Origin of the sequence: Rhodovulum sp. ES.010 (assembly GCF_900142935.1) — a bacterium.
Taxonomy (GTDB): Bacteria; Pseudomonadota; Alphaproteobacteria; order Rhodobacterales; family Rhodobacteraceae; genus Rhodovulum.
The window spans coordinates 3,077,443-3,101,318 of sequence record NZ_FSRS01000001.1 but is presented as its reverse complement, the minus strand read 5'-3'; the positions used below and the strand labels follow the sequence as shown (position 1 = coordinate 3,101,318).

32 protein-coding genes are annotated in these 23,876 nt (G+C 64.5%); all 32 read right to left on the bottom strand.

The window, feature by feature from the left end:
• Positions 1-4 precede the first annotated feature (4 nt).
• On the bottom strand, positions 5-394 hold the full coding sequence (rpsK, locus tag BUR28_RS15330) for a 30S ribosomal protein S11 (RefSeq protein ID WP_074220919.1): 390 nt from the start codon (positions 392-394) through the stop codon (positions 5-7).
• A gap of 15 nt (positions 395-409) precedes the next feature.
• Positions 410-778: a 30S ribosomal protein S13 gene (gene rpsM, locus BUR28_RS15325; protein ID WP_074220918.1), complete on the bottom strand. Its 369-nt coding sequence runs from the start codon at positions 776-778 to the stop codon at positions 410-412.
• Between the two features lie 189 nt (positions 779-967).
• On the bottom strand, positions 968-1,615 hold the full coding sequence (locus BUR28_RS15320; protein WP_074220917.1) for an adenylate kinase: 648 nt from the start codon (positions 1,613-1,615) through the stop codon (positions 968-970).
• Positions 1,612-2,970 (bottom strand): preprotein translocase subunit SecY, encoded by a 1,359-nt coding sequence (gene secY / locus BUR28_RS15315; protein WP_074220916.1) that lies wholly within the window; start codon positions 2,968-2,970, stop codon positions 1,612-1,614. The genes BUR28_RS15320 and secY overlap by 4 nt, the downstream gene beginning before the upstream one ends.
• A gap of 107 nt (positions 2,971-3,077) precedes the next feature.
• Entirely contained in the window at positions 3,078-3,554 is a 477-nt protein-coding gene (gene rplO / locus BUR28_RS15310) for a 50S ribosomal protein L15 (RefSeq protein WP_074220915.1), read from the bottom strand.
• A gap of 193 nt (positions 3,555-3,747) precedes the next feature.
• Entirely contained in the window at positions 3,748-4,197 is a 450-nt protein-coding gene (locus BUR28_RS20175; RefSeq protein WP_175566960.1) for a hypothetical protein, read from the bottom strand.
• A 24-nt stretch (positions 4,198-4,221) separates the two neighbouring features.
• Complete coding sequence (gene rpmD / locus BUR28_RS15300; protein WP_074220913.1) at positions 4,222-4,410, bottom strand: 50S ribosomal protein L30; 189 nt, start codon at positions 4,408-4,410, stop codon at positions 4,222-4,224.
• A 12-nt stretch (positions 4,411-4,422) separates the two neighbouring features.
• Positions 4,423-4,989: a 30S ribosomal protein S5 gene (gene rpsE / locus BUR28_RS15295; RefSeq protein ID WP_074220912.1), complete on the bottom strand. Its 567-nt coding sequence runs from the start codon at positions 4,987-4,989 to the stop codon at positions 4,423-4,425.
• An 11-nt stretch (positions 4,990-5,000) separates the two neighbouring features.
• Positions 5,001-5,360: a 50S ribosomal protein L18 gene (rplR, locus tag BUR28_RS15290; RefSeq protein ID WP_074220911.1), complete on the bottom strand. Its 360-nt coding sequence runs from the start codon at positions 5,358-5,360 to the stop codon at positions 5,001-5,003.
• 11 nt (positions 5,361-5,371) lie between these two features.
• Positions 5,372-5,905, bottom strand: a complete 534-nt coding sequence (gene rplF, locus BUR28_RS15285) for a 50S ribosomal protein L6 (protein ID WP_074220910.1) — start codon at positions 5,903-5,905, stop codon at positions 5,372-5,374.
• Between the two features lie 11 nt (positions 5,906-5,916).
• Positions 5,917-6,315, bottom strand: a complete 399-nt coding sequence (rpsH, locus tag BUR28_RS15280) for a 30S ribosomal protein S8 (protein ID WP_175566959.1) — start codon at positions 6,313-6,315, stop codon at positions 5,917-5,919.
• Between the two features lie 12 nt (positions 6,316-6,327).
• Positions 6,328-6,633, bottom strand: a complete 306-nt coding sequence (gene rpsN, locus BUR28_RS15275; protein WP_074220909.1) for a 30S ribosomal protein S14 — start codon at positions 6,631-6,633, stop codon at positions 6,328-6,330.
• A gap of 20 nt (positions 6,634-6,653) precedes the next feature.
• A complete protein-coding gene (rplE, locus tag BUR28_RS15270) occupies positions 6,654-7,217 on the bottom strand; it encodes a 50S ribosomal protein L5 (RefSeq protein ID WP_074220908.1) in 564 nt (187 codons plus the stop codon).
• Positions 7,210-7,521: a 50S ribosomal protein L24 gene (gene rplX, locus BUR28_RS15265; RefSeq protein WP_074220907.1), complete on the bottom strand. Its 312-nt coding sequence runs from the start codon at positions 7,519-7,521 to the stop codon at positions 7,210-7,212. Before rplX ends, rplE begins: the two co-directional genes overlap by 8 nt.
• 1 nt (position 7,522) lies before the next feature.
• On the bottom strand, positions 7,523-7,891 hold the full coding sequence (gene rplN / locus BUR28_RS15260) for a 50S ribosomal protein L14 (protein WP_039523372.1): 369 nt from the start codon (positions 7,889-7,891) through the stop codon (positions 7,523-7,525).
• A gap of 82 nt (positions 7,892-7,973) precedes the next feature.
• Entirely contained in the window at positions 7,974-8,207 is a 234-nt protein-coding gene (rpsQ, locus tag BUR28_RS15255; protein ID WP_074220906.1) for a 30S ribosomal protein S17, read from the bottom strand.
• Between the two features lie 10 nt (positions 8,208-8,217).
• Positions 8,218-8,418 carry a 50S ribosomal protein L29 gene (rpmC, locus tag BUR28_RS15250; protein WP_074220905.1) on the bottom strand — a complete coding sequence of 67 codons (201 nt, stop codon included), beginning with the start codon at positions 8,416-8,418 and terminating at the stop codon, positions 8,218-8,220.
• A gap of 273 nt (positions 8,419-8,691) precedes the next feature.
• Positions 8,692-9,105: a 50S ribosomal protein L16 gene (gene rplP / locus BUR28_RS15245; protein ID WP_074220904.1), complete on the bottom strand. Its 414-nt coding sequence runs from the start codon at positions 9,103-9,105 to the stop codon at positions 8,692-8,694.
• A 19-nt stretch (positions 9,106-9,124) separates the two neighbouring features.
• The gene (rpsC, locus tag BUR28_RS15240) at positions 9,125-9,829 is read right to left on the bottom strand and encodes a 30S ribosomal protein S3 (protein ID WP_074220903.1); all 705 of its coding nucleotides are present in this window, start codon (positions 9,827-9,829) and stop codon (positions 9,125-9,127) included.
• Positions 9,829-10,209 (bottom strand): 50S ribosomal protein L22, encoded by a 381-nt coding sequence (gene rplV, locus BUR28_RS15235; RefSeq protein WP_074220902.1) that lies wholly within the window; start codon positions 10,207-10,209, stop codon positions 9,829-9,831. Before rplV ends, rpsC begins: the two co-directional genes overlap by 1 nt.
• A gap of 5 nt (positions 10,210-10,214) precedes the next feature.
• Positions 10,215-10,493: a 30S ribosomal protein S19 gene (rpsS, locus tag BUR28_RS15230; RefSeq protein WP_074220901.1), complete on the bottom strand. Its 279-nt coding sequence runs from the start codon at positions 10,491-10,493 to the stop codon at positions 10,215-10,217.
• A gap of 3 nt (positions 10,494-10,496) precedes the next feature.
• A complete protein-coding gene (gene rplB / locus BUR28_RS15225; RefSeq protein ID WP_074220900.1) occupies positions 10,497-11,336 on the bottom strand; it encodes a 50S ribosomal protein L2 in 840 nt (279 codons plus the stop codon).
• Positions 11,337-11,455: 119 nt separating this feature from the next.
• Positions 11,456-11,752, bottom strand: coding sequence for a 50S ribosomal protein L23 (locus BUR28_RS15220; protein ID WP_074220899.1), 297 nt, complete (start codon positions 11,750-11,752; stop codon positions 11,456-11,458).
• A complete protein-coding gene (gene rplD / locus BUR28_RS15215) occupies positions 11,749-12,369 on the bottom strand; it encodes a 50S ribosomal protein L4 (RefSeq protein WP_074220898.1) in 621 nt (206 codons plus the stop codon). Before rplD ends, BUR28_RS15220 begins: the two co-directional genes overlap by 4 nt.
• The gene (rplC, locus tag BUR28_RS15210) at positions 12,366-13,205 is read right to left on the bottom strand and encodes a 50S ribosomal protein L3 (RefSeq protein WP_074220897.1); all 840 of its coding nucleotides are present in this window, start codon (positions 13,203-13,205) and stop codon (positions 12,366-12,368) included. Before rplC ends, rplD begins: the two co-directional genes overlap by 4 nt.
• A gap of 13 nt (positions 13,206-13,218) precedes the next feature.
• On the bottom strand, positions 13,219-13,527 hold the full coding sequence (rpsJ, locus tag BUR28_RS15205) for a 30S ribosomal protein S10 (RefSeq protein WP_037209276.1): 309 nt from the start codon (positions 13,525-13,527) through the stop codon (positions 13,219-13,221).
• Between the two features lie 57 nt (positions 13,528-13,584).
• Positions 13,585-14,760 carry an elongation factor Tu gene (tuf, locus tag BUR28_RS15200; RefSeq protein ID WP_074220884.1) on the bottom strand — a complete coding sequence of 392 codons (1,176 nt, stop codon included), beginning with the start codon at positions 14,758-14,760 and terminating at the stop codon, positions 13,585-13,587.
• Between the two features lie 63 nt (positions 14,761-14,823).
• Entirely contained in the window at positions 14,824-16,947 is a 2,124-nt protein-coding gene (fusA, locus tag BUR28_RS15195; protein ID WP_074220896.1) for an elongation factor G, read from the bottom strand.
• A 28-nt stretch (positions 16,948-16,975) separates the two neighbouring features.
• Positions 16,976-17,446 (bottom strand): 30S ribosomal protein S7, encoded by a 471-nt coding sequence (gene rpsG, locus BUR28_RS15190; protein WP_074220895.1) that lies wholly within the window; start codon positions 17,444-17,446, stop codon positions 16,976-16,978.
• A gap of 12 nt (positions 17,447-17,458) precedes the next feature.
• A complete protein-coding gene (gene rpsL, locus BUR28_RS15185; RefSeq protein WP_074220894.1) occupies positions 17,459-17,830 on the bottom strand; it encodes a 30S ribosomal protein S12 in 372 nt (123 codons plus the stop codon).
• A 354-nt stretch (positions 17,831-18,184) separates the two neighbouring features.
• Positions 18,185-18,595 (bottom strand): DMT family transporter, encoded by a 411-nt coding sequence (locus tag BUR28_RS15180; protein ID WP_074220893.1) that lies wholly within the window; start codon positions 18,593-18,595, stop codon positions 18,185-18,187.
• A 1,004-nt stretch (positions 18,596-19,599) separates the two neighbouring features.
• Positions 19,600-23,847, bottom strand: a complete 4,248-nt coding sequence (rpoC, locus tag BUR28_RS15175; RefSeq protein ID WP_074220892.1) for a DNA-directed RNA polymerase subunit beta' — start codon at positions 23,845-23,847, stop codon at positions 19,600-19,602.
• Between the last annotated feature and the right edge of the window lie 29 nt (positions 23,848-23,876).

Below are 23,876 nucleotides of genomic sequence, written 5' to 3'. Positions count from 1 at the left end.
TGGATCAGACCCGGCGGCGTTTCGGCGGGCGGCAGCCGTTATGGGCGATCGGGGTCACGTCGCGGATCGCGGTGATGTTGAACCCGACGGCGGCCAGCGCGCGCAGCGCGCTCTCGCGGCCGGAACCGGGGCCCTGGACCTCGACTTCCAGCGTCTTGACGCCGTGTTCCTGCGCCTTCCGGCCGGCATCCTCGGCGGCCATCTGCGCAGCGTAAGGCGTCGACTTGCGCGACCCCTTGAACCCCATCGTGCCGGCCGACGACCACGAGATCGCGTTGCCCTGCACGTCGGAAATCAGGATCTTGGTGTTGTTGAACGAGCTGGTCACATGCGCCACGCCCGCGGCGATGTTCTTGCGTTCCTTGCGGCGGACCCGGGTTTTATCGCGTGCCATACCTGATGCCCTCCCTTACTTCTTCTTGCCGGCGATGGGTTTCGCCGGACCCTTGCGGGTGCGGGCATTGGTGTGGGTGCGCTGGCCGCGCACCGGCAGGTTGCGGCGATGCCGCAGCCCGCGGTAGCAGCCGAGATCCATCAGCCGCTTGACGTTCATCTGCACCTCGCGGCGCAGGTCGCCCTCGACGGTGTAGTTCGCGTCGATATGCTCGCGGAGCGCCAGCACCTCGGCATCGGACAGTTCGTTGACCCGGCGCGCGGTGTCGACGCCGACCGCGCCGCAGATATGCTCGGCCGAGCTTTGGCCGATGCCGTGGATATAGGTAAGGGCGACGGGGACGCGTTTCCCAGTGGGGATATTGACGCCAGCGATACGTGCCACGCGTAGCTTTCCTTTCGTTGCGGTTCCGTAACCCCAGAACCTTTTCTCACAACTGAGGCCCGAAAGCGTGCTGCCTTCGGGCCGCTCAAGCCCCTCGCCGCCCCGGGACAGCCCGCATGCGACAAAAGGTCGATTCTCTATCGAGACGCCGTCCCTAGGGCGAATCCGGTCGCCCGTCAAGGGGCACCGTTACGCCTTGTCAAGCACCGCCGTGATCCGGCCGGCGACCGCGTCGATCTCGTCCAGCCCGTCGATCGTCGAAAGCTGGCCCTTGGCGTAGTAGTAGCCGATCAGCGGCGAGGTCTTCTTGTAGTACTCCATCAGCCGCTGGCGCAGCGACCCCTCGTTGTCATCCGCCCGGCGCTTGAACTCGGTGCCGCCGCACTTGGCGCATTTGCCATCCGCCGGGATCGGCTTGGTGTTGTCGTTGTAGACCTCGCCACAGCCGCCGCAGGTGGACCGCGCGGTGATCCGCGAGACCAGCGCCTCGTCGTCCACGCGCATCTCGATGACCGCATCCAGCGCCCGGCCCATGTCGGACAGAAGCGCGCCCAACGCGTCGGCCTGCGCGAGCGTGCGCGGGAAGCCGTCGAAGATGAAGCCGCCCTCGGCGCCCTCCTGCAGCTTTTCCCGGATCAGCCCTGTGACGATGTCGTCGGTGACAAGTTCGCCCCGGTCCATCACCTCGGCGACCTTCTGGCCCATCTCGGTGCCCGAACTGCGCGCCTCCCGCAGCATGTCTCCGGTGGAAAGTTGCACCATGCCGCGGTCCTCGACCAGTTTGCGGGCCTGGGTGCCCTTGCCGGCCCCCGGGGGGCCCAGAAGGATGATGTTCATCGACGCGCTGTCCCTTTTCGTTTGCCCTTGCGCTTGCGGCTGAGCTGCGATTTTTCGATCAGCCCCTCATACTGGTGCGCCAGCAGGTGGGACTGGACTTGCTGGATCGTGTCCATGGTCACGGACACGACGATCAGGACCGAGGTGCCGCCGAAATAGAACGGGATCGCGAGTTGCGAGCGCAGGATTTCCGGCAGCAGGCAGACGAGGGCGAGATACCCCGAGCCCAGAACCAGGATGCGGGTCACAACGTAGTCAAGATATTCCTGCGTGCGCTTGCCGGGCCGAATACCGGGGATGAACCCGTTCTGATTCTTCAGGTTCTCGGCCACGTCCTCGGTCTTGAAGGCGACGTTCTGCGTGTAGAAGTAGGTGAAGAACACGATCATCGCCGAGAAGAACGCAAGGTAGAGCGGCTGCCCCGGCCCGAAATAGGCCAGGACCACCGACATCACCGGCCCCGCCTGGCTGTGCGAGAAGGTCGAGATCGTCGTCGGCAGCAGGAGCAGCGACGAGGCGAAGATCGCCGGGATCACGCCCGCGGGGTTCACCTTGACCGGCAGGTGGCTGGACCCGCCGTCGTACACCTTCATCCCCACCTGTCGTCGTGGATACTGGATGTGGATCTTGCGCAGCGCCCGCTCCATGAACACGACAAAGGCGATCACCGCCACGATCATAAGGAACACGCCGATGATCACGGCGGGAGAGACCGCGCCCGACCGGCCCTGGCTGAGGAACTGCGCCAGCGCCGCCGGCACCTCGGCGATGATGCCGACGAAGATGATCAGCGAGATGCCGTTGCCGACGCCGCGGGCGGTGATCTGTTCGCCCAGCCACATCAGGAACATCGTGCCCCCGACAAGGGTGATCACGCAGGAGGCGCGGAAGAACCATCCCGGGTCCGAGGCGAGCCCGCCCGCCTCCAGGCTCACGGCCAGCCCGTAGGCCTGGAACGAGGCCAGCGCCACTGTGCCGTAGCGGGTGTACTGGTTGATCTTCTTGCGGCCCTGCTCGCCCTCCTTCTTCAGTTGCTCGAGCTGGGGCACCATCGCGGCGAGGAGCTGCACGATGATCGAGGCCGAGATGTAGGGCATGATGCCGAGGGCGAAGATGCCCATGCGGCCCAGCGCGCCGCCGGTGAACATCGACAGGATGCCCCCCAGCCCCGAGGCCGCCTGATCCATGAAGGCCCGCAGTTCCGCGCCGTCGATGCCCGGCACCGGGATGTAGGTGCCGATGCGATAGACGATCAGAAGGCCGAGGGTGAAGAAGATCCGCTGCCTCAGCTCGGTGGCCTTGCCGAAGGCCCCCCAGCTCATGTTCGCGGCCATTTGCTCTGCTGCAGATGCCATGCTGAGCCCTTGTGAATGTCAGCGCCGCCGAAACCGTTTTCCGGCTCCGGCGGCGCGAAGGAAAACCTGTCGGAGATTTAAGCGGCGCGGGCGCCGCGAACAACCTCTTATTCGGTCGCGGCAGCCGGGGCGGCGGTCTTGACCGAGCCGCCGGCCTTCTCGACCGCCGCGACGGCGGACCTCGAGGCGCCGGTCACGTCGAGTTCGACCTTGGCCGAGAACTCGCCCTTGGCGAGCACGCGCACGCCGTCCAGCTTGCGCCGCACGAGGCCCGAGGCCACCAGCGCGTCCTCGGTGATCGGCTGCTTGGCGTCCAGCTTGCCGTCGTCGACGAATTTCTGGATCAGGCCCAGGTTCACGATGGCGTATTGCTTGCGGTTCGGCTTGTTGAAGCCGCGCTTGGGCAGCCGCTGGTAGAGCGGCATCTGCCCGCCCTCGTAGCCGTTGATCGCGACGCCTGAGCGGGATTTCTGGCCCTTGATGCCACGCCCGGCGGTCTTGCCCTTGCCCGAGCCCGGGCCGCGGCCGACACGCTTGGCCATCTTCGCCGCGCCGTCGTTGTCGCGGAGTTCGTTGAGTTTCATGTCGCTTCTCCTTGGCCGGACGCGCCCCCGAAGCGAGATGGGACGGCCACGGCGTTTCGTGGTTGTGGGGTGTGGCCTGAAAGGGCCACCGGGGGCGTATATACGCCAGAAAGACGTGGATCAAGCCCAGACCGCCGTCCGCTTACACGGATAGAATTGCCTCCCTCGAAGGGCGATGGAGCGGGAGACCACTTCAGGTAGGCCTCAGGGAAGCAACGAGTTCTTCCTCCGCCTCCTCAATGGCTTCATTCAACTTCAAAATCTCATCGCGAAGCAGCGCCGCGTCCTCTCGCGAGATCTCTTCTCTGAAGGTCAATTTTTCGTTCAATAGGCCCTTCACCTTCCTTCTCACCCCGCCCTTACCGTACGAGATTTCACGAAGGACTCTTTCCGCCTTCAAAGTAAAAACGCCATCAGGCTGCCCGTCAGGTGGATCAAGGCGATGAAGCATCATTCGAACAAAGTCCTCGCCATCATTAAATTCGGGCAGGACGGCTTCAACCTGTTCAGGCGACAGCTCTTTTCCCTCTGCAAGATCATTTGACCTGCTCTCTAACGCTTTGCAACTTCCGATAGCGTAGCAAACTGACCGACGAAACCTAAGAAAAACGCCCCGGGCGATGCCCGGGGCGTTGCTGCGCAATCAACACGCAGAAGGCGTAAAGGCTCACCCGCGCTCTTCGACGATCTCCACCAGATGCGGGATCTTGGCGATCATGCCGCGGATCGAGGGGGTGTCCTCCAGCTCGCGGGTCTTGTGCATCTTGTTCAGCCCCAGCCCGATCAGGGTCTGGCGCTGAACGCCCGGGCGGCGGATGGGCGAGCCCACCTGCTTGACGACGATGGTTTTGGCCATGTGTCCCTCTCCTTACGCTTCGGCCGGCGCGTCGGAGGCCGGCGCCTCGTCACGGTGCAGGATATCGGCCACCTTCTTGCCGCGGCGCTGCGCCACCTGGCGGGGCGAGCTTTCCTTGGTCAGCCCGTCCAGCGTCGCGCGGATCATGTTGTAGGGGTTCTGGGTGCCGACCGACTTGGCCACCACGTCCTGGACCCCCAGCATCTCGAACACCGCGCGCATCGGGCCGCCGGCGATGATGCCGGTCCCCTGAGGAGCGGTGCGCAGCACCACGCGGCCCGCGCCGTGGCGGCCCTCGATGTCGTGATGCAGCGTCCGGCCCTCGCGCAGCGGCACGCGGATCAGCTTCCGCTTGGCCTGTTCGGTGGCCTTGCGGATCGCCTCGGGCACCTCTTTGGCCTTGCCTTTGCCGAAGCCGACGCGGCCCTTCTGATCGCCCACGACCACGAGGGCCGCAAAGCCGAAGCGCTTGCCGCCCTTCACGGTCTTGGACACGCGGTTGATCGCCACGAGACGATCGGCGAATTCCGGGTTCTCGTCGCGATCGCGGCCGCCCCGGCGATTGTCTTCTCTTGCCATCTCTCGTCTCCTCAGAACTTCAGGCCGCCTTCACGAGCGGCATCGGCCAGTGCCTTGACGCCCCCGTGATAGAGGTAGCCGCCCCGGTCGAAGTAGCACTCCTCGACGCCGGCCTTCTTCGCCCGCTCGGCGATCGCGTTGCCGACCTTGCTCGCCGCCTCGACATTGTTCTTGCCGACCACGCCCAGGTCCTTTTCGAGCGAGGAGGCCGAGGCGAGCGTCACGCCGTTGACGTCGTCGATCAGCTGCACGCTGATGTTCTTGTTGCTGCGATGCACCGACAGGCGCACGCGCCCGGAATTCATCGCACGAAGCTTGTTCCGCACGCGCAGGCGGCGCTTCTGGAACAGGTCTCTCTTGCTGTTTGCCATCTGTCGCGCCCTTACTTCTTCTTGCCTTCCTTGCGGAAGATATACTCGCCCTTGTAGCGGATGCCCTTGCCCTTGTAGGGCTCCGGCGCGCGCCATTCGCGGACATTCGCCGCAACCTGGCCGACGAGTTGCTGATCGGCGCCCTCAACGACGACCTCGGTCTGCTTGGGCGCGGTGACAGTGACGCCCTCGGGCACCTCGAAGTTGACCTCGTGGCTGTACCCGAGGTTGAGCTTGAGCGTGTTGCCCTGCATCTGCGCCCGGTAGCCGACGCCCTGGATTTCCAGTTCGCGTTTGAAGCCTTGCGTCACGCCTTGCACCAGGTTCGCGACCATGGTGCGCGACATGCCCCATTGCTGGCGCGCGCGCTTGGAATTGCCCCGGGGGGTGACGGTGACGGCGTTCTCGTCGACCGCGATGGTCACATCGTCGGTCGCCGTGAAGCTGCGGGTGCCCTTGGGCCCCTTCACCTCGATGGTCTGGCCGGAGACGGATGCGGTGACACCCGACGGCAGCTCGACCGGTCTTTTGCCAATACGAGACATTGCCTTCCTCCTTAGAACACCTGGCAGAGCACTTCGCCGCCGACATTGGCGGAGCGCGCGGCTGCATCGGACATCACGCCCTTGGACGTCGAGACGATCGAGACGCCAAGGCCCTGGCGGACCTGCGGAATGTCGCTCACGCCCATGTAGACGCGGCGCCCCGGGGTCGACACGCGGCGCAGCTCGCGGATCACGGGCGCGCCCTCGTAGTATTTCAGGCTGACCTCGAGTTCGGGCAGGCCATTGGCGCCGTCCAGCTTCTCGTAGCCGCGGATGTAGCCTTCGTCGGCCAGCACTTCGAGCACCCAGGCGCGAAGCTTGGAGGCCGGCGTGCGCACGGTCGACTTGCCGCGCATCTGCGCGTTGCGGATGCGGGTCAGCATATCGCCGAGAGGATCGTTCACGGACATCTTTTCCCCTCCTTACCAGCTCGACTTCACCATGCCGGGAATCTGGCCCTGAGAGCCGAGTTCCCGAAGCATGATCCGCGAGACCTTGAGCTTGCGGTAATAGGCGTGCGGACGCCCGGTGAGCTGACAGCGGTTGTGCAGCCGCGTCGGCGAGGAATTGCGGGGCAGCTTGGCCAGTTTCAGCCGCGCCTTGAACCGCTCTTCCATCGGAAGATCCTCGTTGTTCGCGATTTCCTTGAGAGCGGCACGCTTGGCGGCGTATTTCTCGACCAGGCGCTGACGCTTCTTTTCGCGTTCGACCATTGCTTTCTTAGCCATGTTCTCTCTCCCTCCCGCGATCAGCTGTTGAACGGCATGTTGAAATGCTTCAACAGCGCCTTCGCTTCCGCGTCGGTTTTCGCGGTGGTGGTGATGACGATATCCAGACCCCAGACCTCGTCGACCTTGTCGTAGTCGATTTCCGGGAAGACGATGTGCTCCTTCATGCCCATCGCGTAATTGCCGCGGCCGTCGAAGGACTTGCCCGAGACGCCGCGGAAGTCGCGGATGCGGGGCATGGCGACGGTGATCAGCCGGTCGAGGAACTCGTACATCCGGTCGCCGCGCAGGGTGACCTTGGCGCCGAGCGGCATGTCCTCGCGGACGCGGAAGCCGGCGATCGACTTCTTCGCCTTGGTCACGACCGCCTTCTGGCCGGCGATCAGCGTCAGGTCTTCCTGCGCCGACTTGGCCTTCTTCGAGTCGCGCACCGCCTCGGCGCCGCAGCCGATGTTCAGCACGATCTTGTCGAGCCGCGGGATCTGCATGTCGTTGGTGTAGCCGAACTCTTCCTTGAGCGCAGCCTTGATGGTCTCGCGGTACTGCGCCCTCAGACGCGGGGTGTAATTGGCGGCATCAAGCATCGATCACGTCCCCCGTGGTCTTGGCGTAGCGGACCTTCTTGCCGTCCTCCTCGCGGAAGCCCACGCGCGCGGGCTTGCCGTTCTTGTCGACGATGGCGAGGTTGCTGAGGTCGATCGGCATCGGCTTGGCGATGCGGCCGCCCTGGCTCATCTGGCTCTGCTTCTGGTGGCGGACGGCCATGTTCAAGCCCTCGACCACCGCCTTGCCGGATTTGGGATCGACCGACTGGATGGTGCCTTCGCGGCCCTTGTCCTTGCCGGCCAGCACGACGACCGTGTCGCCGGTTTTCAGCTTGGCAGCCATGTCACAGCACCTCCGGGGCGAGCGAGATGATCTTCATGAAGTTCTTGCCGCGCAGCTCGCGCACCACCGGTCCGAAGATGCGCGTCCCGATCGGCTCGTTGTTGTTGTTGAGGATGACGGCGGCGTTCCGGTCAAAGCGGATCGCGGTGCCGTCCTCTCGGCGCACTTCCTTGGCGGTGCGCACGACGACGGCCTTGCGGACGTCGCCCTTCTTGACGCGGCCGCGCGGGATCGCCTCTTTCACCGACACCACGATGATGTCGCCGACAGAGGCATATTTCCGCTTCGACCCGCCGAGGACCTTGATGCACTGAACCCGGCGTGCGCCGGAGTTATCAGCGACATCCAGATTGGTCTGCATCTGGATCATGTGGTTTCTCCCGACCTTTGGGGACTGATCCGTTGCGACGGCGCCCCAGGGTTTCGATCAAACCGGGATGTGACAGCTCAGGTCAGGCCTGGGCGATCACCTCCCAGCGTTTCGTCTTGGATTTCGGCGCGCATTCCTGGATGCGCACGGTGTCGCCCACCTTGAACTGGTTGTTCTCGTCATGGGCACGGTATTTCTTGGACTTCCGGATCGTCTTCTTCAGAACCGGATGCGTGAAGCGCCGCTCGACCGAGACCGTCACGGTCTGGGCGTTCTGGTCCGAGGTCACGGTGCCTTGCAGAATCCGTTTGGGCATTTGGGCCTCCTTACTCCGCCGCCTGCTGGGCTTTTTCGTTGAGCACGGTCTTCACGCGAGCCGCGTCGCGGCGCACCTGACGCATCCGCGCCGTATTCTCCAGCGCGCCGGTGGCCTGCTGGAAGCGGAGGTTGAAGGCCTCTTTCTTCAGGTTGGTCAGTTCCTCGCGGAGCTGGTCGGGAGTCTTGTCCCGGAGTTCGCTGGCGTTCATCGCCGTGTTCCTTTCAACATCACCGATGGGCCCCGCACGGGTCACCCGGGATTCGGTGGAGTTCGTGTAGAAGTGGGCCGTATAGGGGGGATACGGCCTGTTGGCAACCCGTTTCCATCAGATGGCTCACCGAATTTCCAAGCGAGGGCGGGACGAGGGCATGTCGCGTGCAAGACCGACCGGGATGACCGACCTCTTCGACTGGCCGACATTCGAAACCCCCGCCGATCTCTCGACGGGGGTCCTGTCGCGTAGGTCGGTGTCGGCCGACTCTTACCAGTCCTCGCGCTGGACGATCCGGGTCTTGATCGGCAGCTTCATCGCGGCAAGGCGCAGCGCCTCGCGGGCGACGTTATCGCTGACGCCGTCGATCTCGAACATGATCCGGCCGGGTTTGACCTTTGCGGCCCAGAAATCGACCGAGCCCTTGCCCTTACCCATCCGGACCTCGGTTGGCTTCGAGGACACCGGCGTGTCGGGAAAGATGCGGATCCAGACCCGGCCCTGACGCTTCATGTGGCGCGTCATGGCGCGGCGCGCGGCCTCGATCTGGCGCGCAGTGATCCGCTCGGGCTGGGTGGCCTTGAGCCCGAAGGAGCCGAAGTTCAGATCCGTTCCGCCCTTTGCCTGGCCGTGGATACGGCCCTTGTGCATCTTGCGGAACTTCGTGCGCTTTGGTTGCAGCATCTCGCTTCTCCTTCAGGGCTCAGCGGCGCGGACGGGACGGCCCGCCGCCACCTTCCTGGAGCTCGGCATGGCGACGGTCGCGGGCACTGGGATCGTGCTCCATGATCTCGCCTTTGAAGATCCAGACCTTCACACCGATGATGCCGTAGGGCGTTTGCGCCTCGGCATAGGCATAGTCGATATCGGCGCGCAGCGTGTGCAGCGGCACCCGCCCTTCGCGATACCATTCGGTCCGGGCGATCTCGGCACCGCCGAGGCGGCCCGAGACGTTGACGCGGATCCCCAGCGAGCCCATGCGCATGGCGTTCTGCACCGACCGCTTCATCGCGCGGCGGAAGCTGACCCGGCGTTCCAGCTGCTGGGCGATGCTCTCGGCCACCAGCTGGGCGTCGAGCTCGGGCTTGCGGACCTCGACAATGTTGAGGTGCAGCTCGCTGTCGGTCATGTTCGCGAGCTTCTTGCGCAGGCCTTCGATATCGGCGCCTTTCTTGCCGATGATCACGCCCGGGCGCGCGGTGTGGATCGTCACCCGGCACTTCTTGTGCGGGCGCTCGATGATGACGCGGCTGACGCCGGCCTGCTTGCACTCCTCCTTGATGAAGTCGCGCATCCGCACGTCTTCGAGGAGAAGATCGCCGTAATCCTTGGTATCGGCGTACCAGCGGCTGTCCCAGGTGCGGTTGACCTGGAGACGCATGCCGATCGGGTTGACCTTGTGACCCATCAGATTTGCTCCTCGACCTGGCGGACCTTGATGGTGAGTTCCGAGAACGGCTTGTTGATCCGGCCGAACCTGCCGCGGGCGCGCGGACGGCCGCGTTTCAGGACCAGGTTCTTGCCGACATAGGCCTCGGCGACGACAAGTTCATCGACGTCCAGGTTATGGTTGTTCTCGGCATTCGCGATGGCGGACTGAAGGCATTTCTTCACGTCCTCGGCGATCCGCTTCTTCGAGAAGGTCAGATCGGACAGCGCCTTGTCGACCTTCTTGCCGCGGATCATCGCCGCCACCAGGTTCAGCTTTTGAGGCGAGGTGCGAAGCATGCGGGCCTTGGCCATCGCTTCGTTCTCGGCCACGCGGCGGGGGTTCTTGTCCTTACCCATGGCGTTTACCTCTTCTTCGCTTTCTTGTCGGCCGCGTGCCCGTAATAGGTCCGCGTCGGGGCATACTCGCCGAACTTCTGGCCGATCATGTCCTCGGAGACGTTCACCGGGATATGCTTGTGCCCGTTGTAGACGCCGAAGGTCAGCCCAACGAACTGGGGCAGGATGGTCGAGCGGCGCGACCAGATCTTGATCACCTCGTTGCGGCCCGACTCGCGGGACTTCTCGGCCTTCTTCAGGACGTAGGAGTCGACGAAGGGGCCTTTCCAAACAGAACGTGTCATGGCTTAGCGACCCTTCTTGCGCGCGTGGCGGGAGCGGATGATGAACTTGTCCGTGCCCTTGTTCTTGCGGGTGCGGGCGCCCTTGGTGGGCTTGCCCCAGGGCGTGACCGGGTGGCGGCCACCCGAGGTCCGGCCCTCGCCGCCGCCATGGGGGTGGTCGATCGGGTTCATCACGACGCCGCGGACGGCGGGACGCTTGCCTTGGTGACGGGTCCGGCCGGCCTTGCCGAAGTTCTGGTTGCTGTTGTCGGGGTTCGACACCGCGCCCACGGTCGCCATGCATTCCTGACGGACCATGCGCAGTTCGCCCGACGACAGCCGGATCTGGGCATAGCCGCCGTCACGGCCGACGAACTGGGCATAGGTGCCCGCCGCGCGCGCGATCTGGCCGCCCTTGCCGGGCTTCAGCTCGATGTTGTGGACGATCGTGCCGATCGGCATGCCGGTGAACGGCATCGCGTTGCCCGGCTTCACGTCGGCCTTGGCCGCGGCGACGACCTTGTCGCCCACGCTGATGCGCTGGGGCGCGAGGATGTAGGCCTGCTCGCCGTCCTCGTACTGGATCAGCGCGATGAAGGCGGTTCGGTTCGGATCGTATTCGATGCGCATGACCACGCCGGTCACGTCCAGTTTGTTCCGCTTGAAATCGACGATCCGGTAGAGGCGTTTCGCGCCCCCGCCACGGCGCCGCGCCGTGATCCGTCCGGTATTGTTCCGGCCGCCCTTCTTGGTCAGACCCTCGGTAAGAGCCTTGACCGGGCGCCCTTTCCAAAGCTCCGAACGGTCGATCAGCACCAGCCCGCGCTGGCCCGGCGTCGTCGGCTTGTACGACTTGAGTGCCATGCTTTCTGTCTTCCGTCAGCTTCGGACCCTGGGGTCCCGTTTCCGTATGGGACGCACGCGCCCCCACTCGAAAAAACCCGGCCCCGGACGCAGCCGGGGCCAAGGATCGTGCCCGTCTATCAGAGACCGGTGGTCACGTCGATAGTGTTCCCCTCCTCGAGGGTCACATAGGCTTTCTTGACGTCGTTGCGGCGACCGCGGATGCCGCGGAACCGCTTGGTCTTGCCCTTGGTGATGGTGGTGTTGACCGCCTTCACCTTGACGCCGAAGAGACCTTCGATGGCCTCCTTGATCTGCGGCTTGTTCGCATCTATCGCCACCTCGAAAACCACGGCATTGGCTTCGGAAGCCATCGTCGCCTTCTCGGTGATGACCGGCTTGCGGATCACGTCGTAATGTTCCGGCTTCGCGCTCATTTCAGTCGCGCCTCCAGCGCTTCGACACCTGCCTTGGTCAGCACGAGCGTGTCGCGCTTGAGGATGTCATAGACATTGGCCCCCACCGACGGCAGCACGTCGAGACCTTCGATGTTGCGCGCCGCCAGGGCGAAGTTCTCGTTGACCTGCGCCCCATCGATCACCAGCGCGCGCTTCCAGCCCAGGTTCTTCACCGACTTGGCGAGGGCGGCCGTCTTGGGGCTTTCCACCTCGGCCGAGTCCAGCACCACCAGTTCGCCGGCCCGCGCCTTGGCGCTGAGCGCATGGCGAAGCCCCAGCTTGCGGAACTTCTTGGGCAGGTCATGCGCATGGCTGCGCGGCACCGGGCCCTTGTAGATGCCGCCCTTGCGGAAGATCGGCGCGTTCCGGTCGCCGTGGCGGGCGCCACCGGTGCCCTTCTGGCGGTAGATCTTCTTGGTCGAATAGCTGGTCTCGGACCGGGTCTTGACCTTGTGGGTGCCGGCTTGTGCCTTGGCACGCTGCCAGCGGACCACGCGGTGCAGGATGTCGGCGCGCGGCTCGAGGCCGAAGATCTCGTCGCCGAGATCGACGGTGCCGGCCTTGGCCCCATCCAGCTTGATCACGTCGAGTTTCATTCCTCACCGTCCTTCTTCTCGGCCTCGATCTCAGCCTCGGCCTCCTTCAGCGCGGCTTGCTCGGCGGCGGCCTGTTCGGCCTCGGCGGCCTTGCGGGCCTCCTCCTCCTCCGCGGCAGCCTGCGCGGCGGCCTCCTCGGCGGCGCGCTGCGCCTCTTCGGCGGCCGATTTCAGCGCGGCGGGCAGGATGATGTTCTCCGGCGTCGGCTTCTTGACCGCGTCCTTGATCGTCACCCAGCCGCCCTTGGCGCCCGGCACCGCGCCCTTGACCATGATCAGCCCCCGGTCGGCGTCGGTCTTGACGACCTGGAGGTTCTGCGTGGTCACCCGCGCCGCGCCCATGTGGCCGGCCATCTTCTTGCCCTTGAACACGCGGCCCGGGTCCTGACACTGACCGGTCGAGCCGTGCGAGCGGTGGCTGATCGACACGCCATGCGAGGCCCGGAGGCCGCCGAAATTGTGCCGCTTCATTGCACCGGCAAAGCCCTTGCCGATCGAGGTGCCGCTGACATCCACGAACTGGCCCTCGAAATAGTGGTCGGCGGTGATTTCCTCACCGATGCCGATCAGGTTCTCGGGGGCCACGCGGAACTCCGCAAGCTTGCGCTTCGGCGCCACGCTGGCCTTTGCGAAATGGCCACGCATCGGCGCGGAGATCCGCTTGGCCTTGGCGCTGCCCGCACCAAGCTGAACGGCGGTGTAGCCATCCTTCTCGGCGGTGCGCTGCGCCACGACCTGGCAGCCATCCAGTTGCAGGACCGTGACCGGAACCTGCCGGCCGTCCTCCATGAACAGGCGGGTCATGCCCACCTTCCTTGCGATCACTCCAGAGCGCATCCGGGTGCCCTCCTTAAACCTTGATCTCGACGTCGACGCCGGCAGCGAGGTCGAGCTTCATCAGCGCGTCCACGGTCTGCGGCGTCGGGTCGATGATGTCGAGAAGCCGCTTGTGCGTGCGGATTTCCCACTGGTCCCGCGACTTCTTGTCGACATGCGGGCCGCGCAGGACGGTGAATTTCTCGATCTTGTTCGGCAGGGGGATCGGCCCGCGCACCTGCGCGCCGGTCCGTTTGGCCGTGTTCACGATCTCCTGCGTGCTGGCATCCAGAACGCGGTAGTCGAAGGCCTTCAGCCGAATGCGGATGTTCTGACTTTGCATTTTCTTAGCCCTTCAGGCTGACGGGCCGGCGCGGTGGCCGGCCCTGGCCTTTTTGCGTTACTCGATGATTTTGGAGACGACGCCTGCGCCGACGGTGCGGCCGCCTTCGCGGATGGCGAAGCGGAGCTTCTCCTCCATCGCGATCGGCGCGATCAGTTCCACCTTGAACGACACGTTGTCGCCCGGCATCACCATCTCGGTGCCTTCGGCCAGTTCCACCGTCCCGGTCACGTCCGTCGTGCGGAAGTAGAACTGCGGGCGGTAGTTGGCGAAGAACGGCGTGTGGCGGCCGCCCTCTTCCTTGGTCAGGATGTAGGCCTCGGCCTCGAACTTGGTGTGCGGCGTCACCGAACCCGGCTTGCACAGCACCTGCCCGCGCTCCACCTCGTCGCGGTCGATGCCGCGCAAGAGCGCGCCGATGTTGTCGCCCGCCTCGCCGCGGTCCAGCAGCTTGCGGAACATCTCGACGCCCGTGCAGGTCGTCTTCCTGGTCTCCTTCAGCCCAACGATCTCGATCTCGTCGCCAACGTTGATCACGCCGCGCTCCACCCGGCCGGTCACCACCGTGCCGCGGCCCGAAATCGAGAACACGTCCTCGATCGGCATCAGGAACGGCTGGTCAACGGGACGTTCCGGCGTCGGGATGAAGTCGTCCACGGCCGCCATCAGCTCGCGGATCTTCTCCTCGCCGATCTCGGGGTTGTTGCCCTCCATCGCCGCCAGCGCCGAGCCCGCCACGATCGGGATGTCGTCGCCGGGGAAGTCGTAGCTCGACAGAAGCTCGCGCACCTCCATCTCGACCAGCTCCAGCAGTTCCTCGTCGTCCACCTGGTCGACCTTGTTGAGAAATACCACCAGCGCGGGCACCCCAACCTGGCGGGCCAGCAGAATGTGCTCGCGGGTCTGCGGCATCGGGCCGTCGGCCGCGTTCACCACAAGGATCGCGCCGTCCATCTGCGCCGCGCCCGTGATCATGTTCTTCACGTAGTCGGCGTGGCCGGGGCAGTCCACGTGCGCGTAATGCCGGTTCTCGGTCTCGTATTCCACGTGCGCCGTCGAGATCGTGATCCCCCGCGCCTTCTCCTCCGGCGCCCCGTCGATCTGGTCATAGGCCCGGAAATCACCGAAATACTTCGTGATCGCCGCCGTCAGCGTCGTCTTGCCGTGGTCCACATGCCCAATCGTCCCGATGTTCACATGCGGCTTCGTACGCTCAAACTTTTCCTTCGCCATGTCGGCCTCCTCTGGTCTTGGGGCCGGGCGCCGCGCTCACGCGCGCCCGGGCTGATGTCACGCTCAGGCGTATTTCGCCTGGATCTCGTCGCTGATGTTCTGCGGCACCGGTTCGTAGTGGTCGAACTGCATCGTGAACTGCGCGCGTCCCGAGGACATCGAGCGCAGGTTGTTGATGTAGCCGAACATGTTGGCCAGCGGCACGAAGGCATTGATGACCACCGCGTTGCCGCGGCTGTCCTGGCCCTGCACCTGGCCCCGGCGCGAGGTCAGGTCGCCGATGATGTTGCCGGTGTATTCATCCGGCGTGACCACCTCGACCTTCATGATCGGCTCGAGCAGCTTGGCGCCGCCCTTCTTGAGACCCTCGCGCATGGCGGCGCGCGAGGCGATCTCGAAGGCGAGGACCGAAGAGTCGACGTCGTGGTAGGCGCCGTCGGTCAGCTTGACCTTGAAGTCGATCACCGGGAAGCCGGCCAGCGGACCGGAATCCATCACCGAGTTGATGCCCTTCTCGACGCCGGGGATGTACTCCTTCGGCACCGAGCCCCCCACGATGAGGCTTTCGAAGCTGTAACCTTCGCCCGGTTCGGTGGGCTCGATCTCTAGCTTGACGCGGGCGAACTGGCCCGAGCCACCGGTCTGCTTCTTGTGGGTGTAGTCGACCTCGGCCTTGTGGCTGATCGTCTCGCGATAGGCCACCTGCGGCGCGCCGATATTGGCCTCGACCTTGAACTCGCGCTTGAGCCGGTCGACGAGGATGTCGAGGTGAAGTTCGCCCATGCCCTTCATGATGGTCTGGCCCGATTCCAGGTCAGTTTCCACACGGAAGGAAGGGTCCTCGGCGGCAAGCCGCGCCAGGCCCTGGGACATCTTCTCCTGGTCGGCCTTGGTCTTCGGCTCGACCGCGATCTCGATCACCGGGTCGGGGAACGTCATGGTCTCCAGCACGACCGGCTTGGACGCGTCGCAGAGCGTGTCGCCGGTGGTGGTGTCCTTCAGTCCCGCCAGCGCGATGATGTCGCCGGAGCCGGCCCAGTCGATCTCCTCGCGGGAGTTCGAATGCATCATCATCATCCGGCCGATGCGCTCGCGCTTGCCCTTGGTCGAGTTCAGCACGGACTCGCCCTTGGACATGATGCCCGAGTAAATCCGGGTGAAGGTCAGCGAACCGACGAACGGGTCGTTCATGATCTTGAACGCGAGGCCCGCGAAAGGCTCGCTGTCACCGGGCTTGCGCTCGATGTTCCGGGTCTCGGTCTCGTCATCCGGCGCGAAGCCCATGTAGGGCGGCACGTCGAGCGGGCTGGGCAGGTAGTCGATCACCGCGTTCAGCAGCGGCTGCACGCCCTTGTTCTTGAAGGCCGAGCCGCAGAGCACCGGCACGAAGGACATCGAGAGCGTAGCCTTGCGGATGAGCTTCCGCAGGGTGGGAATGTCGGGCTCGTTGCCTTCAAGATAGGCTTCCATTGCCTCGTCGTCCTGCTCGACAGCAAGCTCGACCAGCTCGCCGCGCATCTCCTCGGCCTTGTCCTTCAGCTCGGCACGCACCTCCTGACGGGTCCACGAGGCGCCCAGGTCCTCGCCCTTCCACGTCCATTCTTCCATGGTGATCAGGTCGACGATGCCTTCGAGCTTGTCCTCGGCCCCGATGGGCATCTGGATCGGCGCGGGAATCGCGCCGGTGCGGTCCTTGATCATGTGGACGCAGTTGAAGAAATCGGCCCCGATCTTGTCCATCTTGTTGACGAACACGATGCGCGGCACCTGATAGCGGTCGGCCTGGCGCCAGACGGTTTCGGTCTGGGGCTCGACGCCGGCATTGGCGTCCAGCACGGCGACGGCACCGTCGAGCACGGCGAGCGAGCGCTCCACCTCGATGGTGAAGTCCACGTGGCCGGGCGTGTCGATGATGTTGTAGCGGAACTTGGTGTCCGACGTGCCCTCGGCGGTCGGGTCTTCCTGCCACTGCCAGAAGGTGGTGGTGGCGGCCGACGTGATGGTGATGCCGCGCTCCTGCTCCTGCTCCATCCAGTCCATGGTCGCGGCGCCGTCATGCACCTCGCCGATCTTGTGGGACTTGCCGGTGTAGAACAGGATGCGCTCGGTCGTCGTGGTCTTGCCGGCGTCGATATGCGCCATGATACCGAAGTTGCGGTAGCGCTCGAGGGGATAATCGCGTGCCATGGGTTCGGGTCCTGGGGGCCTGAATGGGTTACCAGCGGTAATGGCTGAAGGCTTTGTTCGCCTCGGCCATCTTGTGGGTGTCTTCGCGCTTCTTCACGGCGGTGCCGCGGGACTGGACCGCGTCGATCAGCTCGCCGGCGAGGCGCTCTTCCATCGTGTTCTCGTTGCGCTTGCGGCTGGCATCGATCAGCCAGCGGATCGCCAGAGCCTCGCGCCGCTCGGGGCGCACCTCGACCGGCACCTGGTAGGTGGCGCCGCCAACCCGGCGCGACCGCACCTCGACGGAGGGCTTCACGTTGTCGAGCGCCTCGGTGAAGACTTCGACAGGCGAGCGCTTGAGCTTGGCCTCGACGCGGTCGAGCGCGTTGTAGACGATGCTTTCGGCGACCGACTTCTTGCCGTCGATCATCAGGTTGTTCATGAACTTCGTCAGCACCCGGTCGCCATACTTGGCGTCGGGCAGGATTTCGCGCTTCTCGGCAGCGTGGCGACGGGACATCGACGTCTCTCCTTACTTCGGACGCTTGGCGCCGTATTTCGAGCGGCGCTGCTTGCGGTCTTTGACGCCCTGGGTGTCCAGCACACCGCGCAGGATGTGGTAGCGGACACCCGGAAGGTCCTTGACCCGGCCGCCGCGGATCAGCACGACCGAGTGTTCCTGAAGGTTGTGGCTCTCACCGGGGATGTAGCTGATCACCTCGTAGCCGTTGGTCAGGCGCACCTTGGCCACCTTCCGCATGGCCGAGTTCGGCTTCTTCGGCGTGGTGGTATAGACGCGCGTGCACACGCCCCGCTTCTGCGGGCAGCCCTGCAGGTGCATGGACTTCTGGCGTTTCACTTTCGGCTGCCGCGGCTTGCGGATCAGCTGCTGGATCGTCGGCATTCCGGTTCCCCGTGTTGCAACCCGTTCAAATCTCGTCTCGCGCGCCTCGTGCGTCCACGAAACGCGAAAACCGCCCTCGCCCCCTTTTCCGTTCCGGGAACGACGCGGTGGAATTCCAGAGGATCGGGGCCGAGGGCCCGGATCGTGACCACTTCAGTTCTGATTTCAGGCGTCGCGGACAGGACCGCAGGCCCGAAGTGCGCGCTCTATATGTCGAGTCGGGGGGGGTGTCAACACCGCTTGACCCGGCTCAACGCATTTGCAGCGTCGTGGGACCGGCGGCGGGCGCCGCCCTGCGTTGCCGGTAGAACGTGTAGAGGCCCGTCGCGGCCATCAGGGCGGCTCCCGCCAGCGTCAGCCATGACGGCCATTCACCGAAGACAAGCGCGCCCAGCCGACGGGTTCGCCAAGGAACACCGCCCCCGCAAGCGTCACGCTGAGCGGGGTCGTCTGGATGATCGCGGTCACGTTGGCGATCGGTGCGTTGAAAAGGGCCGTGATGAAGAAGAAGGCGGCCCCGATCTCGGCCAGCGTCCGAACCGCGATCCGTCCCCAGTCGCACCGCGGCAGCCGCAGGCGCAGCCCGCCCATCGCGCGGGCGAGGATCAGCAGCAAGAGGATCGTGCCGCAGCCCCTGAGAAACAGCGCCTGAAAGAACGGCACCGCGTCCGACAGCGCCTTCATGCAGGCGTCGTTGAAGGTGAAGGCGGCCATCGACCCCATCATCAGGGCCGCGCCGCGCATGTTGTCGGAGAGGGGCGCCATGTCCCGGCCTTATCAGGGTTTGCCGCCAGCGGCAGCGCCATTTGCGACACCGCGGCGACGGCGAGAGATGAACGGGCGGCACGTCGGCGGCTGCTTGACCACCGTATTCCTCCTTCTGGTTCCGATTGTTAGTCTTCAAGCTGGCCGATCAAGGATGATCGACCGGGTGGATATCGGCAGCGGAGGGGGAGGCAGAATCCACGCCCTCGGCGACGCGGTTTCGTCGGTGATGGGTCACGCATCCACTAGATGATGTGTTTTTTCTTGCGATCCTCTAGATATCTTGACATAAAGGTCGCCGAACCCGTGCGCCAAATCGCCGGGACCCGGTGAACCTGATAGCCGGGGCCATTGCCGTCATATGGCTGAAATGGTTGCGGCATTACGGATACACGCCGCGCAGGTGCGCAGATAACCGATAGGGGCCTGCGGCATCGAAAGTGCGAAGCTATGCCTAGAGCTTTGATGCGCGAGAAGCGCGACTAGGCACATGAAAAAGAGATGCCCCACGTTTCCGCGTCATGCGGGGCGTGGGGTTTTTCGTAGCCCTGTGGGAGCGCCTCACAGGGCTTTTCTGCGTTCGTGCAAACGAACCTCACCCTGACAGGATGTTGCATGCTGGAAGCCCTCATTATCGGGTTTCTGGGCAGCCTCTTGGCGAGCGCCGTATGGCATTTCATCGCCAAGAAGCTTGACCGGAAATAACTCCCGAGCAACGACCAAACCCCAGGTAAATTGACGAGCGAAGAACGCTCTTGAGCGGATAGGATCGGTGTGACTCCACGAAACTAGGTCATACTTTATGACTTTTATCTTCAGAAGATGTTCGGTCCTGGGGATGCTCAAAACATCCCCTCTGAATCGTCCGCGATCGATAAATGATGACAGGCACAGGGAATTGGCATTGCTGCGCCACTGGTACGAGCGATAATGGCGAAGGGACGCACACAAGAAAACGCCCCCGCCATCGCTGGCGGGGGCGCCTGTTTCGCGATCGGGGCCGCTTACTCCTCGCGGCTTTCCGGTGTCTCGACGAGGCCCAGATCGTCCTCGTCCACATCGGCGAACTCCTCCACCGGCGCGGCCAGCGCGGCGGCGGCCTCGGCCTCGGCCTGGCGGGCGTCGATCACCTTCTGGTCGCGCTCGGCCGCGATGCGGCGCACGCGCTGGCTCGCCCCGCCGGTGCCCGCCGGGATCAGCCGGCCGACGATGACGTTCTCCTTCAGCCCCACCAGCTTGTCGCGCTTGCCCTGGACGGCGGCCTCGGTCAGCACCCGCGTCGTTTCCTGGAACGAGGCGGCCGAGATGAAGGACCGGGTCTGGAGCGACGCCTTGGTGATGCCCAGAAGGATCGGCTGGCCCTCGGCGGGACGCCCGCCCTTGGCCTCCACCTTCTCGTTCGCGGCTTCCAGCTCGGCCTTGTCGACATGTTCGCCCTTGAGAAGCGTCGTGTCGCCCGAGTCGAGGATCTCCCACTTCTGCAGCATCTGCCGGACGATGACCTCGATATGCTTGTCGTTGATCTTCACGCCCTGCAGGCGATAGACCTCCTGCACCTCGTCGATCATGTAATCGGCCAGCGCCTCGACCCCCATGATGGCGAGGATGTCGTGCGGCGCGGGATTGCCGTCCATGATATAGTCGCCCTTCTGCACGAAGTCGCCTTCCTGCACCGGGATGTGCTTGCCCTTGGGCACCATGTATTCGACGGGCTCGTGCGTCTCGTCCGAGGGCTCGATCGAGATCCGCCGCTTGTTCTTATAGTCGCGGCCGAACCGCACATAGCCGTCGATCTCGGCGATGATCGCGTGGTCCTTGGGACGGCGCGCCTCGAACAGTTCCGCCACCCGCGGTAGACCGCCGGTGATGTCCTTGGTCTTGGCGCCCTCGCGCGGGATCCGCGCAACGACATCGCCGGCCTTGATGTCCTGCTGGTCCTCGATCGACAGGATCGCGTCGACCGACATCGGGTAGGTGACCGGGTTGCCCGCGTCGTTGCGCACGGGCTCGCCGGTCGCCGGATCGACGATCAGGATCTCGGGCTTGAGATCATTGCCCTTGGGCGCGGCGCGCCAGTCGGACACGATCTTCTGGGTCATGCCGGTGGCGTCGTCCGTTTCCTCGCGCACCGAAACGCCAGAGGTCAGGTCAACGAATTTGGCCACGCCTGCTTTCTCGGCGATGATCGGCAGGGTGTAGGGGTCCCATTCGAAGAGCTTGTCGCCCCGCTCGACCTTCTGGCCCTCGGCCACGAAGACCTTGGTGCCGTAGCCGACCTTGTGGCTGGCCCGCTCGACGCCGTTCTCGTCGATGATCGCGACCTGCATGTTGCGGCCCATCACGATCTGTTCGCCCGCGGCGTTCTCCAGCAGGTTCGGGTTGCGGAACTCGATCTTGCCTTCCTGGCTGGCCTCTTGGAAAGACTGCTGGCCGCCCTGGGCAATGCCGCCGATGTGGAAGGTCCGCATCGTCAGCTGGGTGCCCGGCTCGCCGATCGACTGGGCGGCGATGATGCCCACCGCTTCACCCACGTTGACCATGGTCCCGCGGGCTAGGTCGCGGCCGTAGCAGGCGGCGCAGACGCCCTCCTCGGCCTCGCAGGTCAGGGGCGAGCGGATGCGCACCGTGGCGACACCCGCCTTCTCGATCGCGTCGGCCTTGCGCTCGTCGATCAGTTCGTTGGCGCTGACCAGAACCTCGTCGGTGCCGGGGTTCAGCACGTCGTCCGCCGCCACCCGGCCGAGCAGCCGTTCGGCCAGCGAGGCCACGACCTCGCCGTCATTGATCGCCGCTTCACAGGTGATCGCCCGGTCGGTGCCGCAATCGTTCAGCCGCACGATGCAGTCCTGCGCCACATCCACCAGGCGCCGGGTCAGGTAACCCGAGTTCGCGGTCTTGAGCGCGGTGTCGGCCAGGCCCTTCCGCGCGCCGTGGGTGGAGTTGAAGTACTCCAGCACGGTCAGGCCTTCCTTGAAGTTCGAGATGATCGGCGTCTCGATGATCTCGCCCGAGGGCTTGGCCATGAGGCCCCGCATGCCGCCCAGCTGCTTCATCTGCGCGGGCGAGCCCCGGGCGCCCGAATGGGACATCATGTAGACAGAGTTCGGCTCCATCTCGCGGCCCTCGTCGTCGAGCTTGACCGACGAGATCTCCGACATCATGGCGTTCGCCACCTCGTCGGAGCATTTCGACCAGGCATCGACGACCTTGTTGTACTTCTCGCCCTGGGTGATGAGCCCGTCCATGTATTGCTGTTCGAACTCTTTCACCTGGTCGCGGACGTTCTCGACGATGGTCCACTTGCTTTCGGGTATCACCATGTCGTCCTTGCCGAAGGAGATGCCCGCCTTGAACGCCTCCTTGAAGCCCATCGACATGATCTGGTCGCAGAAGATGACCGACTCTTTCTGCCCGCAATAACGGTAGACGGTGTCGATGACCTGCTGCACCTCCTTCTTGCGCAGAAGGCGGTTGACCAGTTCGAACGGCGCCTTGGCGTTCAGCGGCAGAAGCGCGCCGAGCCGCACGCGGCCGGGCGTGGTCTCGTAACGCTTGAGAACCTCGTTGCCCTCTTCGTCGATCTGCTTGATCCGCGCGGTGATCTTCGCGTGCAGATGCACCTCGCCCGCGTCGAGCGCGTGCTGCACCTCTTCGACATCGGCGAAGGCCATGCCCTCGCCCTTTATGCCCTGGCGCTCCATCGTGATGTAGTAGAGGCCAAGGATCATGTCCTGCGACGGCACGATGATCGGCGCGCCGTTCGCCGGCGACAGCACGTTGTTCGTCGACATCATCAGCACGCGGGCCTCAAGCTGGGCTTCCAGCGAGAGGGGAACGTGCACGGCCATCTGGTCGCCGTCGAAGTCGGCGTTGAAGGCCGAACAGACCAGCGGGTGAAGCTGGATCGCCTTACCCTCGATCAGCGTGGGCTCGAAGGCCTGGATGCCCAGACGGTGGAGCGTCGGCGCCCGGTTCAGCAGGACGGGATGCTCACGGATCACCTCGTCGAGGATGTCCCAGACTTCGGGGCGCTCCTTCTCGACCAGCTTCTTGGCCTGCTTGACGGTCGAAGAGAGACCCTTCGCCTCGAGCCGCGAATAGATGAACGGCTTGAACAGCTCCAACGCCATCTTCTTTGGCAGGCCGCACTGGTGCAGCTTGAGTTCCGGTCCGGTCACGATGACCGACCGGCCCGAGAAGTCGACCCGCTTGCCCAGAAGGTTCTGGCGGAAGCGGCCCTGCTTGCCCTTGAGCATGTCCGACAGCGACTTCAGCGGGCGCTTGTTGGCCCCGGTGATGACCCGGCCGCGGCGGCCGTTGTCGAACAGCGCGTCAACCGACTCCTGCAGCATCCGCTTTTCGTTGCGGACGATGATGTCGGGCGCGCGCAGTTCGATCAGCCGCTTGAGGCGGTTGTTCCGGTTGATTACCCGGCGGTAGAGGTCGTTCAGGTCCGACGTGGCGAACCGGCCACCGTCCAGCGGCACCAGCGGACGCAGTTCCGGCGGGATCACCGGAATCACCGTCAGGATCATCCATTCCGGGCGGTTGCCGGATTCAAGAAAGCTCTCGACGACTTTCAGCCGCTTGATGATCTTCTTGGGCTTCAACTCGCCGGTGGCTTCCTTCAGCTCCTCGCGCAGACGCTCGGCCTCGGACTCGAGGTCGATCTGGGCCAGCATCTCGCGGATCGCCTCGGCGCCGATCCCGGCAGTGAAGGCATCCGCGCCGTACTGGTCCTGGGCGTCTAGATACTCTTCCTCGGTCATCATCTGGCCATAGGTCAGATCGGTCAGACCGGGTTCGATCACGACGTAGTTCTCGAAGTAGAGCACGCGTTCCAGGTCGCGCAGTGTCATGTCCAGCATCAGGCCGATGCGGGAGGGCAGCGACTTGAGGAACCAGATATGGGCGACCGGCGCGGCCAATTCGATATGGCCCATGCGCTCGCGCCGGACCTTCTGCAGCGTCACCTCGACGCCGCATTTCTCGCAGACGACGCCGCGATACTTCATGCGCTTGTACTTGCCGCAAAGGCACTCGTAGTCCTTGATCGGCCCGAAGATGCGCGCGCAGAACAGGCCGTCACGCTCGGGCTTGAACGTGCGGTAGTTGATGGTCTCAGGCTTCTTGATCTCGCCGTAGGACCAGCTGAGAATGCGCTCGGGGGAGGCGAGCGAAACCTTGATCTCGTCGAACTGCTTGGGCGCGGCCAGCGGGTTGAACGGGTTGGGGGTCAGTTCCTGGTTCATCTTTCAATCCTTGAGAGGCGTCGGGTAGG